Genomic DNA, 14,648 nt, shown 5'->3' on the forward strand with positions numbered 1-14,648 from the left:
GATATTGCTAATTTAGCCCAATCAAGTTGATTAATATTAGAACATCTTTATGACAACCGCTTAACATTTTGGCGGGGTTTTGACTGTAAAGAGGGATGATTTCGCTGGTTATAATGACTAAATGTGACTTGGGTCACACTCGTGTTCGGTGGCTGTTTGTTTACCTTCTTTTTAACTTTGGGAGTGGATGAGGCTGAATATGGATTTTTATTTTCTGCAGGCCGTTTATTCATGGGGATTTTTGTCACATAATACCCAACACAATTGAAAATTATTATCGTTACCAGTCAAAAATATTGATCTAGGTAAAATTATTCGGTTTATGGCTCAGTTACAATGGACACAGTTTTCAAGCTGAAGCGGTTGCAAGGTGGAATACATAATGAAGTTAAGCGAACTCAGTCCCGGTGATCGTGGCATTATTTCTGAAATCGGGCGATTAGATCTGCCGCAGACAGTGAAGCGCAAATTATTATCCATGGGGATCACGCCGAATACGCGATTTGCTTTGATCCGACGTGCGCCTATGGGCTCAGGTTTAGAATTGGATATTCGTGGTAGTAAACTTTGTATGCGCAGAGACTTGGCAGACATCATTGAGGTGGAAAAGGCGAATGACTAAGCAGTTTCATTGCGTCACCGTCGGTAACCCTAATGCGGGTAAATCGACACTCTTTAACGCGCTGACTGGCGCGAATCAGCAGGTCGGTAACTGGTCAGGTGTGACGGTTGAGAAAAAAACCGGTCATTTCACCTTAAATGGTGCTGATGTGTATTTGACTGACTTGCCCGGCATTTATGATTTATTGCCCGCGGGCAGCAGTTGTGATTGTTCCCTCGACGAGCAAATCGCCCAACAATATATAGCCGAACAACGGGTTGATGGCATTATCAATTTAGTCGATGCTACTAACATAGAGCGACATTTATACCTTACGGCCCAACTGCGAGAACTCGCGATTCCTATGGTGGTTGTGCTCAATAAGATTGATGCGGCGATCAAACGCGGCATCAAAGTCGATGTGCAGAAGATGAGCCAAGAGCTGGGGTGTCCCGTTATCGGGGTTTGTTCTCGGGATAGCGCCGATGTCGCTAAAGTACAAGCGCAAGTGCTGGATTTGCTCCAAGGCAAAGTGTCTGAAGCACCATTAATGCTCAAGTATGATGCGCAAATTGAAGCGGGTGTGAGTTTACTTTGCAGCAAAGATCCCCAATTAAGCCGCGGCCGAGCCTTAGCAATGCTCGGAAATGGGTCGGGCTGCGGTAGCTGCAAGAATGCCGAACTGCAGGATGAAGTGAACACTTGCACTGCACAAATATCTTCGCAAGGCCATGATATTGAAGTGATGGTTGCTACCACAAGATTCAATTTTGTTGAACGTGTGTTCAAAAGCTCAGTGAAAGCGGATGACTTTCTGACACTGACCGACAAATTAGATAAGCTGGTGTTACACCCCGTACTTGGCATTCCGGTATTTTTATTTGTTATGTACTTGATGTTTATGTTCAGCATCAATATCGGCAGTGCCTTTATCGATTTCTTCGATGTGTTTGCTGGCGCACTTTTTGTCGATCACTTCGGCTCATTCTTGACAAGCATGGGCTCTCCAGCTTGGTTGGTCACTATCTTGGCGGGTGGTGTTGGCCAAGGAATTCAAACAGTATCGACCTTTATTCCGGTGATTGCCGCACTGTTCCTCGGTTTATCGGTGCTTGAAGGTTCAGGTTATATGGCCCGTGCTGCATTTGTGGTCGATGGTTTAATGCGCCGTATCGGTCTGCCAGGCAAAGCCTTTGTGCCTATGATTGTTGGCTTTGGCTGTTCAGTGCCTGCGATTATGGCGACACGTACCTTAGGCAGTGAGCGTGAGCGTATTGTCACAGGCATGATGGCGCCCTTTATGTCCTGCGGTGCTCGTTTACCCGTTTATGCACTCTTTGCCGCGGCGTTTTTCCCTGATTCGGGTCAGAACTTGGTTTTCTTACTCTATATTCTGGGCATTTTTGCCGCGATTGGTACTGGCCTATTGCTAAGAAGCACCTTATTGCCGGGCACTAGCAGCGCGGTGGTGATGGAGCTACCCAGTTACGAATTACCTAAGCTTAAGGCGGTCATGGTGCGTACGGGGAAACGGACTAAGAGCTTTATTCTCGGTGCGGGCAAAACCATAGTGTTAGTGGTGACCCTATTAAACTTTATCAATGCCATTGGTGTTGATGGCACCTTCGGCCACGAGGATAGCCAAGCTTCATTATTGAGTGTGGCGAGTCAAAAGGTGACGCCAATATTTGCCCCCATGGGAATCGAGCAGGATAACTGGCCTGCCACCGTAGGGATTATTACGGGTATTTTTGCGAAAGAAGCCGTCGTGGGCACGCTTAATAGCTTATATAGCAATGCCGCTGCGGGTGACGATGGTTTGACACCGTTGGCTGATAGCTTTAAAGAGGCCTTAGCAACGATCCCAGCCAATTTATTTGGTTTGGATTTAGAAGATCCCCTTAAATTATCCGTAGGCGATGTGTCAACCACCCAGGCTGCAGCTGAAACATTGGGCGTAGAGAACACCACGTTCAGCGCGTTGCAATCGGGTTTTACCACTAAGATTGCTGCGTTCTCCTACTTATTATTTATCTTACTCTACACGCCTTGTGTTGCGGCTATGGGGGCTTTAGTCAACGAATTTGGTTCTCGCTGGGCGACTTTTGCTGCGACTTGGACTTTTGCATTGGCCTATGGCTCGGCCACCATAGTGTACCAAGGGGCGACCTTTAGTGCGCATCCGCTACAATCGAGCCTGTGGATTGGTTTCTTCCTATTGGCCTTAGCGGGGTTCTACCTTTGGCTTAAACATAAGGGAAAAAGAACGCAGCAGATCATTCCTGGGATCCGTATCATTACTGAATAAGACATACCAGCCCAATGAAGACAGAGATAAAAGCAGCTTTCATGGCTGCTTTTATTGTTTTACTATCACGGCAATAACCCCAGACTGCCTAAAAGCCAGAGTTTTTAACACTAGGCATTGTAACTAGTAGTGATCTGTAGGATCATGCTGGTTTTCTTAAAATTGCCATTGTTCGCAAAGAGGAATTCCATGAGTCATGTGGACACTGAAGTACGTCCGAGTAACTTTATTCGTAATATCATAGATGAGGATCTGCAGAGCGGTAAGCACACGAGTGTGCAGACCCGTTTCCCGCCAGAGCCGAATGGCTACTTACATATAGGCCATGCAAAGTCTATTTGCCTAAACTTTGGTATAGCGCGTGACTATAAAGGTCTATGCAATTTACGTTTTGACGATACCAATCCTGAAAAAGAAGACATAGATTATGTTAATTCTATTCAGGCGGATGTGCGTTGGCTTGGATTCCAATGGGATGGTGATGTTCGTTATTCATCTAATTATTTTGACCAGTTACATCAATATGCGGTGGAACTGATCAATAAAGGTTTGGCCTATGTATGTTTCTTGAATGCCGATGAAACCCGTGAATACCGTGGCACTCTAAGAGAGCCGGGCAAAAATAGCCCATATCGCGATACTTCCGTGGAAGAAAATCTGCGTTTATTTGAAAAAATGCGTTTGGGTGAATTCAAAGAAGGTGAGTGTGCGCTGCGTGCCAAGATCGATATGGCATCGCCCTTTATGTGTATGCGCGATCCGGTTATTTACCGCATTCGCTTTGCACATCATCACCAAACGGGTGATAAGTGGTGCATATATCCTATGTACGATTTTACCCACTGTATTTCCGATGCTTTGGAACATATTACCCATTCATTATGTACGTTAGAGTTCCAAGACAACCGCCGCTTATACGACTGGGTATTGGATAATTTAGATGATTTTCAAGTGCCAAACCGTACCCGTCAGTACGAGTTTTCCCGCTTGAATCTCGAATATACCTTGATGTCCAAGCGTAAGCTAAACGATCTGGTGACTCGCAAACTCGTCTCAGGTTGGGACGATCCACGTATGCCAACCATTGCGGGCTTGCGTCGCCGTGGCTATACGCCAGCATCCATTCGTGAGTTTTGTCAGCGCATTGGTATCACTAAGCAAGATAATATGATCGAAGTGGCCATGCTCGATGCGTGTATTCGTGAAGAGTTGAACGAACATGCACCGCGAGCGATGGCCGTGTTACGTCCATTAAAAGTGATCATCGAAAACTATGCCGAAGGTGAGCTTGAGTACATTCAAGCGGCCGCTCATCCCAATGATGAGAGCATGGGCACTCGTGAACTCGCCTTTGGCCGTGAAATATTGATTGATGTAGCTGATTTTAAAGAGGAAGCCAACAAGCAATACAAGCGTTTAGTCACAGGTAAAGAAGTGCGTTTACGTAATGCCTATGTGATTAAAGCTGAGCGTTGTGACAAAGACAGCGAAGGCAATATCACTACGGTTTACTGTACTTATGATCCTGAAACCTTAGGTAAAAATCCTGCTGATGGCCGTAAGGTCAAAGGCGTGATCCACTGGGTTGAGGCATCTACTGCCAAGCCTGCTGAATTCCGTCTCTATCAGCGTTTATTTACCGATCCCAATCCAGCAGCGGCTGAGACTGTGGATGAAGTACTAAACCCTGAATCATTAGTGGTGGTGCACGGTTTTGCTGAAGCAAGCCTAGCGAATGCACCAGCAGAAAAAGCTTATCAGTTTGAGCGTGAAGGTTATTTCTGTGCCGATAATAAAGACTCAACACCACAGCATTTAGTCTTTAACCTCACGGTTGCACTGCGTGACTCTTTCGAATAAGTGTTTGAATAAGCGTTGCGCTAATCTGTCGATCGAGCGCTAAGTTAAGCTCGATGGCTAACATATACAAGAAGGCCCATAGATGTTATCTAGGGGCCTTTTTTATTTTTACGGCTTTTTTATTTTCACGGAATAGGACAATCGAGTGCCAATAGGCTTTCGCTGTTATTGATACATAGGTCCAAATCCTAAACTCCAAAGGATAACACTCGCAGCCATTAATCCCACGAGGAGCACAAGACCCGCAGTAACCATAGAACTGGCGTAGATGAAGCCTTTCTCCTCAGGAATATTCATAATGATAGGCACGCCAGCGTAGAGCAAATAGACCGAATAGGCTAAACCAATCAGCCCAACAATCATAATAAACCAGAGTACGGGATATAGTGCTGCGAGCCCCACCATAAACAAAGGGGTTGCTGTGTAGGAAGCAAGCTCTAATGCTTGCGTATAAGTTGGTTGTGCATCGAAGGTTTTTGCCATCCAATAGGCTAAATAGGCGAGAGCGAACACACCGCCAATCAGGCCTAGATACATGCCCGCTGACATAAACATCGCGCTTTGAGGGGTAAGGTAAATAGGATCGCCCGCCCCAGGATTCCAGCCTATATATGCCGTGGCAATATAACTGCAAATTGCAGGAATTAAGGCAATAAGTAACACATGACTTAAGCTACTTTTGAGTGCTTCATGGTTTTTTTCAATCGTCTGCCACTCTTGTTTAGGATGAGTGTATAGCCCCATTAAGTGATTCAGTATCATTATAATTATCCTTGTTCAGCATTGATGAATGGCTCGCCAAACGTCAGACGAGCTGATAACAGCTCCGCAATTGTGATTAAAATGATCTCCTGTCCTTTTAAATCACAATTGGTTTCACCCTTGGGATCCGTCTTAGTGATCCGGATCTCAGTTCTTTAGAGTGTAGATTATTTATTGAACAAAAAGTTCAGGCCGTCAAGTTTACTGAAAGCTAATGCTATAGCTTATGGCTAAATATGCGTAAAATAGCGTGATTTTTTAATGAGGTTGACTGAGCTATGCAGCAATTATTGGCCCCTATTCATGGATTTCTTCGTTGTGAAACGCCCCAAACTTGGATTGATATCGCACGTGCAGAAGCTTCTTTAGATGAGTTACTAATAGACCACTGTAACTGCGAGTTAAAGGCCGCTCAGACCGCCATGTTCTTGTTAAGACGTTATGCCTTGAGTAAGGACAGCGGCCGCTCGTTATTAACTTGGGCTAAACCCTACGAGGAGTTTGTTTATCTTAAGGATCGCAATATTGAGCAATTTCTTGCCCGCGATGTAAAAAAGAATGAATTGGTCGCACAGTTGCTGCCTAATGAACACTTTACATTTGCGCAGAACCTTATTCCCCCTCTGATCCGATTGATTAAGGAAGAGTTTCATCACTTCGAGCAAGTATTGGAATTGATGCACGCCAGACACATTCCTTACCGAAATATTCGTGCTGGCCGTTACGCCAAGGGCATGATGAGCCATGTGACCACCCATGAAAAAGATATCCTGAGGGATAAACTCATTGTCGGAGCGTATATCGAAGCTCGCTCCTGTGAGCGTTTTGCTAAGCTAGCCCCTTATTTAGATGCGGAATTAGGCAAGTTTTATGTGTCTTTACTGCGCTCAGAGGCGAGGCATTATGAAGACTATTTAAGTTTGGCGCAGTTGGTTTCGCCTGAAGATATCAGTGAACGGGTTGCCTATTTTGGTGAGCGGGAAGCTGAGCTGATTATGGCTGCGGATGATGAATTTCGGTTTCATAGCGGGCAACCCCTATAACCTTGCCCATGCTTAATGGGGTTAACAGCGTGAAGGCCAGCCGCGGTTACCATGATTAACGGCTCCGTAGAACCGTTAATAAATATGCTTCATTGTTTGTCTATTGTGCTGGATCGTGTGGTAAAGGTGCCGAATCGAAGGGTAAACGAATTAAATTAATGCCTTCGGGGCTCACGCTGAGCACACTGCCTTGCTCATACCAATCCCCTACCACAATACGCTTATTGCCATTATCAAGTTGATGAATAGCCGGTCTGTGGGTATGACCGTGGATCATATGTTGAGTGTGCGTTTGGGCAAATAACGCATCGACCGCATTGGGCTCAACATCCATGATAGTGTCGCTTTTTTGCTTATTACTGCTCTTACTTTTACGACGGATTTTATCGGCAATACCTTGGCGCCTTTTTTTAGACAGGCAGCCGTAAAGCCAACGGGCGAGGGCAAAACTACGTAATTTTCTAAAGCGTTGATAGGCTTTATCTAAAGTACATAGGCTATCGCCGTGCAAAATAACAGTGTCGACACCGTATAACTTTAGACAGGTGATTTCGGGTAAAATTTGCATGCCAGCAGCACGGGCAAAGCGTTTACCTAGCATAAAGTCACGATTGCCGTGGATAAAATACACTGGCAGCTTATGTGACACTTGCTTAAGCTTTTCGGCGAGTTCGAGTGCAAAAGGTGCGGCGATATCATCACCCACCCAGACCTCAAACAAATCACCAAGAATATAGAGAGCCTCGGCACCATCGAGCCCGGTGTCGAGGAAACGAATAAAAGCGTGAGTAATATCGAGGCGATCTGCACTTAAATGTAGATCGCCTATAAATAGAGTTCGCATTCGCAGGGATTATGCCGCAACGCTGACTTTTTCAATCACAACGGCTTCTAATGGCACATCCTGATGCATGCCGCGATTGCCTGTGCTCACTGCTTTAATTTTTTCGATAATGTCCATGCCTTCAACAACTTCACCAAAGACGCAGTAGCCCCAACCCTGTGAGGTTTCTGATTTAAAATCGAGGAAAGTGTTGTCGTTCACATTAATGAAGAACTGTGCAGTGGCTGAATGGGGATCAGAAGTACGCGCCATGGCAATAGTACCAGTACGGTTTGATAAACCGTTATTGGCTTCGTTTTTTACTGGTTCATGGCAACGTTTCTGGCTCATGTCTTCGTTGAAGCCACCACCTTGGATCATAAAACCGTCAATTACACGGTGGAAAATTGTGCCATCGAAGAAACCTTCGTCAACATATTTCATAAAGTTTGCTACGGTTAATGGGGCTTTTTCAGCATTCAGTTGCAGTTTAACGTCGCCAAAATTGGTGTGTAATGTGATCATGTTTTCATACTCTCTGTAAATAGTGGCGCGATTCTAACTTATCTCGGATTGCGCGCAAAGTGCAGTATTCAAAAGCCGTCCTGCCATGATAAACTGACCCCTTGATTTTACTCCTGAATGTATTATTGAAGAGAATGCCGATGTTGAAGATTTACAACAGTATTACCCGCCAAAAACAGGAATTTAAGCCAATCAATCCCGGAAAAATTGGGATGTACGTGTGTGGTGTGACCATATACGATCTCTGTCATATTGGTCACGGCCGTACTTTTGTTTCCTTTGACATGATAGTGCGTTACCTGCGTTATGTGGGCTATGAGGTGAATTTTCAGCGCAATATTACCGATGTCGATGACAAAATTATTAAACGCGCTAACGAAAATAATGAAAGCTGTGAAGCCTTAACCGAGCGTTTGATCGGTGAGATGCATCGAGATTTTGATGCATTAAATATGCTGCGGCCCGACTTTGAACCACGGGCAACCCTACATATTGAAGAAATCATCGATATGGTTGAGCGTTTGCTTGAACGTGGTCATGCCTATGTTGCCGCCGATGGCGATGTGCTATTTAGCGTGGCATCTTACCCTGATTATGGCCGGTTATCGGGGCAGAATTTAGATCAACTGCAAGCCGGTGCTCGAGTTGAAGTCGACGAAAACAAACAAAACCCAATGGACTTCGTGCTGTGGAAAATGTCTAAACCCGGCGAGCCAACGTGGGAATCACCATGGGGACCGGGTCGTCCTGGCTGGCATATCGAATGTTCAGCCATGAACAGCAAACATCTCGGTCTGCATTTTGATATTCATGGCGGCGGCTCTGACTTACAGTTCCCACACCATGAGAATGAAATCGCCCAGTCTTGCTGTGCCCATGATACGCCATACGTAAACTATTGGATGCACACGGGCATGGTGATGGTTGACCGCGAAAAGATGTCAAAATCCCTAGGCAACTTCTTCACCATTCGCGATGTGCTCGGCCATTACGATGCCGAGACAGTGCGTTACTTCCTGTTATCGGGTCACTATCGTAGCCAATTGAATTACTCCGAAGAGAATTTAAAACAAGCTCGTTCGGCGTTAGAGCGTTTGTATACGGCGATTAAAGATGTCGACTTGACCGTTGCCGCTGCGCCTGCACAGGAGTTTGTCGCTAAATTTAAAGCGGCAATGGACGATGACTTTAATACGCCTGAAGCCTATTCAGTCCTCTTTGACATGGTGCGTGAGATCAATCGCCTAAAACTGACCGATATGGCTCAGGCATCTGCACTGGCTGTGGCGATGAAGCAATTAGCCGATGTACTGGGGCTATTAAGCCAAGATCCTGATGCTTTCTTTAAAGGTGAGGGCAGTGACGATGAAGTGGCAGAAATTGAAGCCCTAATCGTTGAACGTAACCGTGCTCGCAGTGAAAAAGATTGGCCCGCCGCCGATGTGGCGCGCAATCGTTTGAATGAACTTGGCGTGGTTTTGGAAGATGGCCCAAGTGGCACCACTTGGCGTAAGAAATAAGCTTAATTAGCTATAGTCTTTAATCAAAAAATCTTCAGCCAATAAAAAAACCTGCATTATGCAGGTTTTTTTATGCTTGCCGAACCTAGAACCTAGTCATGATACTGCTCGGCGGCATATAAGGTATTTTCTAATAGGCTCGCAATCGTCATCGGGCCAACACCGCCGGGAACCGGGGTGATAAAGCTGGCATTTTGCGCCGCCACTTCATATTGCACATCGCCGACTAAGGCGCCGTTATCTAAGCGATTAATACCCACATCAATCACAATCGCACCGGGTTTTATCCACTCACCGGGAATAAAACCGGGTTTACCCACTGCAACCACCACTAAATCAGCTTGGCGGATTTTTTGCTCTAGATTCTTAGTGAAGCGGTGGCAAGTGGTGGTGGTGCAGCCAGCCAGCAGCAACTCTAAGGTCATAGGACGGCCAACAATATTCGACGCACCAACCACAACTGCATCTAAACCATAGGTATCGACGCCAGTGGATTTAATTAGTGTCATAATGCCCATCGGCGTGCATGAGCGTAAAACCGGAATACGTTGTGCTAAACGGCCAACATTATAGGGATGGAATCCATCGACATCTTTATCGGGGCGAATTCGCTCGATAACCTTAGAGTCTTCAATATGAGCTGGCAATGGCAGTTGTACTAGGATGCCGTCAATGCTTGGATCATCATTGAGGTCATCGATGAGTTTGAGTAGTTCTTCTTCGGTGCAGCTGGTTTCGAGATCATATGAACGGGAAATAAAGCCGACTTCTTCACAGGCCTTACGTTTGCTTCCAACATAAACCTGGGAGGCAGGATCGGCTCCCACTAATATGACGGCTAAACCCGGTACGCGTTGTCCAGCCTCTTTGCGGGCGGTGACTTTTTCACGAAGTTGAGTGCGGATGGATTGAGCAATCGCCTTGCCGTCGATTATTTGGGCTGTCATGGGTGTAGGATATCCTTTATATGGGCGATGGTTAAAACGGTAGTTAACACAGAGATTGGCAATCGCGGCTATTTTAACAGGGCCCAGCAATTGTGTCATGGTTAAAGCCAAGGTCGAATAGACAAAAAAAACCGTATTAGCCTGATAATTCAGCACCTAGAGCCAATCACTAAAAAAATCGTTGACGGGTGTAAAGTGAGGGGATAAGATGCGCTCCGTTCTCAGGCAGATGTGTTCATCTTGCGCTGAAAATGTAAGACCTTCGGTGATTAGCGCAGTCCGGTAGCGCATCTGGTTTGGGACCAGAGGGTCAGAGGTTCGAATCCTCTATCACCGACCACTTTATTGTCGTTTGCTTCAATGAATTCAAACATAATTTGAACTCAAATAGGTGAATGATAGGGTTAGCATAAATGCTTTCCAAATCGGTTAGGATGCAGAATATTCTGCAGACCATGCGCCCGTAGCTCAGTTGGATAGAGCACCCGCCTTCTAAGCGGGTGGTCGCAGGTTCGAATCCTGCCGGGCGTACCAGTTTCAGTGGTGATTGTAGCTCAGTTGGTAGAGTCCCGGATTGTGATTCCGGTTGTCGTGGGTTCGAGCCCCATCAGTCACCCCATTTTTAGTACTTAGAGTACAAAATAAAAAAAGCGACCTTGTGTCGCTTTTTTTATACCCCAGATTCGGCTGTTGAGGCTCGACTCTGCAGAAAACGGTGGCTATAATGTCGCGTCTTGATAGATATCAACTATGAGCGACCTGTGCCAAAAGCCAGTAGTGGTGGGCATTGTAGTCAAATTTAATGATCAAGAAACGAATACCTGAATAGTTGATGACTCGGCTATTACAAAGGACGTTAGACAAATTTCGAGGTAAAACAATGCAAGTTTCTGTTGAAGCAACCCAAGGCCTAGAGCGTCGCCTGACCATTTCTGTTCCTGCGGAACAAATTGAAAAGCTGGTTAAAGACAGTTTACAACGTGAAGCTAAGCGTGCTCGTATTCCAGGTTTCCGTCCTGGTAAAGTGCCTGTCACTGTCATTAACAAACGTTATGGCGCGGCAATTCGTCAAGATATCACCGGTGAAGTGATGCAACGTAACTTCATCGAAGCCATCATTGCTGAGAAGTTAAACCCTGCGGGTGCACCGACTTTCGTTCCTGGTTCAACCGATGGCGAAAAATTCGAATTTATCGCTACCTTTGAAATCTACCCAGAAGTTGAGCTGAAAGGCTTAGATGCAATCGAAGTAGAACAACCAAAAGCACAAGTGACTGACGCTGACGTTGACACTATGATTGAAACTTTACGTAAGCAACACGCGACTTTCGCGGCTGTTGAACGTGAAGCTGCAGATGGCGACAAAGTAAAAATGAACTTTGTTGGCTCAGTTGACGGTGAAGAATTCGACGGCGGCAAAGCTGACGATTTCGAACTGCAATTGGGTAGCGGCCGTATGATCCCAGGCTTTGAAGCCGGTATCTTAGGTCACAAAGCGGGCGAAGAATTTGTTATTGACGTGACTTTCCCAGAAGAATATCACGCTGAAAACCTGAAAGGTAAAGCGGCTAAATTCGCGATTACCCTGACTGAAGTGCAAGCGGCTAACCTGCCAGAAGTGAACGATGAGTTTGCTGCTCTGTTCGGTATCAGTGAAGGTGGCTTAGAAGCGCTGAAAACTGAAATCCGTAAAAATATGAACCGTGAACTTGAACAAGCGTTAAAAGCTAACGTGAAAGAGCAAGTGATCAACGGTCTGTTAGCAAACAACGACATCACTCTACCAAAAGCACTGATCGATGGCGAAGTTAACGTACTGCGTCAACAAGCAATGCAACGCTTTGGTGGCCAAACGGCTAATATGCCAGAACTGCCAGCGGAACTGTTCACTGAACAGGCTGCACGTCGCGTTAAAATCGGTCTGTTATTAGGTGAAGTCATCAAGACGAACGAACTGAAAGCAGAAGACGAGCGCATACAAGGTCTGATCGCTTCTATGGCGTCAGCCTACGAAGATCCAAGTGAAGTTGTGGCTTATTACAACAGTAACAAAGAACTGATGCAGAACATGCGTAACGTTGCTTTAGAAGAGCAAGCGGTTGAAGCACTGCTGAAATCTGCCAAAGTGACCGAGAAAGAAGTTGCTTTTGAAGAATTTATGAACAAGGCTACTGGTCGCGCATAAGCTAAGCTTGACTTGGTTGGCTGTTCGCCATTTATAATGGCTCGTATGAGGCTCCTCATGCGAGCCATTTTTATTTAGGGAAGTGAATAATGCATAATGCGTCAGACATACAAAGTGCTTTAGTGCCTATGGTGATCGAACAGACTGCTAAGGGTGAACGTTCATACGATATTTATTCTCGTCTATTGAAAGAGCGGATTATCTTTTTGGTGGGTCAAGTTGAAGAACATATGGCTAACCTGATTGTGGCGCAGTTGTTATTCTTGGAATCAGAAAGCCCTGATAAAGATATTTTCTTATATATCAACTCACCCGGCGGCTCAGTGACTGCGGGTATGGCCATTTATGATACCATGCAATTTATTAAGCCTAACGTGAGCACTGTGTGTATTGGCCAAGCGGCCAGTATGGGGGCTTTCCTGTTAGCGGGTGGCGAGAAGGGTAAACGTTTCTGTTTGCCGAATTCCCGGGTGATGATCCATCAGCCATTGGGTGGTTTCCAAGGTCAGGCTTCTGATATCGCGATTCACGCGCAAGAAATTATCGGCATCAAGAATAAGCTCAACCTGATGCTTGCCGAACACACTGGTCAGCCACTCGAAGTGATTGAGCGTGATACCGATCGCGACAACTTCATGAGTGCGACTCAAGCCGTGGAATACGGTTTAGTTGATGCTGTGATGACGAAACGCGGCTGATTTTTGCTTTTGACTGGGCTATGCTCTGTAAAAGGTTAAGCAAATTTAAGACTGGCAGTAGAGCAGACTGCAAATGAGGTAATTAATGGGCGACAACAAAAATAATGGTGACAGCGGTAAATTGCTGTACTGCTCTTTTTGCGGTAAGAGCCAGCATGAAGTGAGAAAACTGATTGCTGGTCCATCAGTATACGTATGCGATGAATGCGTTGAATTATGTAACGACATTATTCGTGAAGAGATTAAAGAGATCTCTCCAAAACGTGATAACGATAAATTGCCAACGCCACATGAGTTGCGTGCGCATTTAGACGATTATGTGATTGGCCAAGACAGAGCGAAGAAAGTGCTCTCTGTTGCGGTTTATAACCACTATAAGCGCTTAAAAAATTCATCACCTAAAGATGGGGTTGAATTAGGCAAAAGCAACATTTTGCTGATTGGCCCAACGGGTAGCGGTAAAACTCTGCTGGCTGAAACCCTTGCACGCTCGCTCAATGTGCCTTTCACCATGGCAGATGCCACTACCTTAACTGAAGCGGGTTATGTGGGTGAAGACGTTGAAAACATCATTCAAAAGTTGCTGCAAAAATGCGACTACGATGTAGAGAAAGCGCAGCGTGGTATCGTTTATATCGATGAAATCGATAAAATTAGCCGTAAATCGGACAATCCATCGATCACCCGTGACGTTTCGGGTGAAGGTGTACAACAAGCACTGCTTAAGCTGATTGAAGGCACTGTTGCCGCGGTTCCACCCCAAGGTGGTCGTAAGCATCCACAGCAGGAATTCTTACAGGTCGATACCTCTAAGATCCTGTTTATCTGTGGTGGTGCGTTCGCAGGGCTTGAGAAAGTGATTGAGCAACGTGCACATGTTGGTTCGGGTATCGGTTTCGGTGCGCAGGTGAAAGGCGAAAAAGAGAAGGCGACGATTTCTGAAACCTTATCTCAAGTTGAACCTGGTGATTTAGTCAAATATGGTTTGATCCCTGAGTTTATCGGCCGTCTGCCTGTCGTTGCGACTCTGACTGAACTCGATGAAGAAGCCCTAGTGCAAATTCTATCTCAACCTAAAAATGCCCTGACTAAGCAATACAGTGCGTTATTTGAGATGGAAGGTGTGGAGCTTGAGTTCCGCGAAGACGCGCTAAAAGCGATTGCCCATAAAGCCATGTCCCGTAAGACGGGTGCCCGTGGTCTGCGTTCGATTGTTGAAGGTATTTTACTCGATACTATGTACGACATTCCTTCAACCGAAGGCGTGGTGAAGGCCGTCGTTGATGAGTCCGTGGTGAGTGGCGAGTCTGCTCCTATCCTGATTTATGAGCGAAATGAAGCACAAGCGGCTTCTGGCGAGCAATAATCGTCCTGTT

12 protein-coding genes and 3 tRNA genes are annotated in these 14,648 nt (G+C 45.8%); 11 read left to right on the forward strand and 4 right to left on the reverse strand.

Annotation, left to right across the window (positions count from 1 at the left end; all coding sequences use genetic code 11):
- Nucleotides 1–382: 382 nt before the first annotated feature.
- The 3 genes from COW15_RS13385 (at nt 383) to glnS (ending at nt 4,769) form a co-directional block, all read left to right on the forward strand.
- Nucleotides 383–622, forward strand: coding sequence for a FeoA family protein (locus COW15_RS13385; RefSeq protein WP_007647118.1), 240 nt, complete (start codon nt 383–385; stop codon nt 620–622).
- The gene (feoB, locus tag COW15_RS13390; protein ID WP_293633025.1) at nt 615–2,909 is read left to right on the forward strand and encodes a Fe(2+) transporter permease subunit FeoB; all 2,295 of its coding nucleotides are present in this window, start codon (nt 615–617) and stop codon (nt 2,907–2,909) included. The genes COW15_RS13385 and feoB overlap by 8 nt, the downstream gene beginning before the upstream one ends.
- A 189-nt stretch (nt 2,910–3,098) precedes the next feature.
- Entirely contained in the window at nt 3,099–4,769 is a 1,671-nt protein-coding gene (gene glnS / locus COW15_RS13395) for a glutamine--tRNA ligase (protein ID WP_293633026.1), read from the forward strand.
- 165 nt (nt 4,770–4,934) lie between these two features.
- Here the strand turns inward: glnS and COW15_RS13400 are convergent, their stop codons facing one another.
- A complete protein-coding gene (locus COW15_RS13400) occupies nt 4,935–5,531 on the reverse strand; it encodes a Yip1 family protein (RefSeq protein ID WP_293633027.1) in 597 nt (198 codons plus the stop codon).
- Nucleotides 5,532–5,809: 278 nt separating this feature from the next.
- Here COW15_RS13400 and COW15_RS13405 point away from each other — a divergent pair, with 278 nt between their 5' ends.
- Nucleotides 5,810–6,574, forward strand: a complete 765-nt coding sequence (locus COW15_RS13405; RefSeq protein WP_293633028.1) for a tRNA isopentenyl-2-thiomethyl-A-37 hydroxylase MiaE — start codon at nt 5,810–5,812, stop codon at nt 6,572–6,574.
- 100 nt (nt 6,575–6,674) lie between these two features.
- On the opposite strand, the gene COW15_RS13410 is transcribed toward COW15_RS13405, so the two are convergent.
- Both COW15_RS13410 and COW15_RS13415 read right to left on the reverse strand, forming a co-directional pair.
- The gene (locus COW15_RS13410) at nt 6,675–7,418 is read right to left on the reverse strand and encodes a UDP-2,3-diacylglucosamine diphosphatase (protein WP_293633029.1); all 744 of its coding nucleotides are present in this window, start codon (nt 7,416–7,418) and stop codon (nt 6,675–6,677) included.
- A gap of 9 nt (nt 7,419–7,427) precedes the next feature.
- Nucleotides 7,428–7,922, reverse strand: coding sequence for a peptidylprolyl isomerase (locus COW15_RS13415; protein WP_293633030.1), 495 nt, complete (start codon nt 7,920–7,922; stop codon nt 7,428–7,430).
- Nucleotides 7,923–8,062: 140 nt separating this feature from the next.
- Between COW15_RS13415 and cysS the strand changes: the two genes are divergently transcribed.
- Nucleotides 8,063–9,442 (forward strand): cysteine--tRNA ligase, encoded by a 1,380-nt coding sequence (gene cysS / locus COW15_RS13420; protein WP_293633031.1) that lies wholly within the window; start codon nt 8,063–8,065, stop codon nt 9,440–9,442.
- Nucleotides 9,443–9,534: 92 nt separating this feature from the next.
- On the opposite strand, the gene folD is transcribed toward cysS, so the two are convergent.
- Nucleotides 9,535–10,389 carry a bifunctional methylenetetrahydrofolate dehydrogenase/methenyltetrahydrofolate cyclohydrolase FolD gene (folD, locus tag COW15_RS13425; protein WP_293633032.1) on the reverse strand — a complete coding sequence of 285 codons (855 nt, stop codon included), beginning with the start codon at nt 10,387–10,389 and terminating at the stop codon, nt 9,535–9,537.
- A gap of 263 nt (nt 10,390–10,652) precedes the next feature.
- On the opposite strand from folD, the gene COW15_RS13430 reads away from it, so the two are divergent.
- The 6 genes from COW15_RS13430 to clpX all read left to right on the forward strand — a co-directional run bounded on the left by COW15_RS13430 (nt 10,653) and on the right by clpX (nt 14,638).
- Nucleotides 10,653–10,729, forward strand: a tRNA-Pro gene (locus COW15_RS13430).
- A 117-nt stretch (nt 10,730–10,846) separates the two neighbouring features.
- Nucleotides 10,847–10,923 (forward strand) — tRNA-Arg (locus tag COW15_RS13435).
- A 9-nt stretch (nt 10,924–10,932) separates the two neighbouring features.
- A tRNA-His gene (locus COW15_RS13440) sits at nt 10,933–11,008 on the forward strand.
- Between the two features lie 261 nt (nt 11,009–11,269).
- Nucleotides 11,270–12,574: a trigger factor gene (gene tig, locus COW15_RS13445; RefSeq protein WP_293633033.1), complete on the forward strand. Its 1,305-nt coding sequence runs from the start codon at nt 11,270–11,272 to the stop codon at nt 12,572–12,574.
- Nucleotides 12,575–12,663: 89 nt separating this feature from the next.
- On the forward strand, nt 12,664–13,272 hold the full coding sequence (gene clpP, locus COW15_RS13450; RefSeq protein WP_293633034.1) for an ATP-dependent Clp endopeptidase proteolytic subunit ClpP: 609 nt from the start codon (nt 12,664–12,666) through the stop codon (nt 13,270–13,272).
- 85 nt (nt 13,273–13,357) lie between these two features.
- Complete coding sequence (gene clpX / locus COW15_RS13455) at nt 13,358–14,638, forward strand: ATP-dependent protease ATP-binding subunit ClpX (protein ID WP_293633035.1); 1,281 nt, start codon at nt 13,358–13,360, stop codon at nt 14,636–14,638.
- Nucleotides 14,639–14,648: the final 10 nt, after the last annotated feature.

Origin of the sequence: Shewanella sp. CG12_big_fil_rev_8_21_14_0_65_47_15, from assembly GCF_002783505.1 — a bacterium.
Classification (GTDB): Bacteria; Pseudomonadota; Gammaproteobacteria; order Enterobacterales; family Shewanellaceae; genus Shewanella.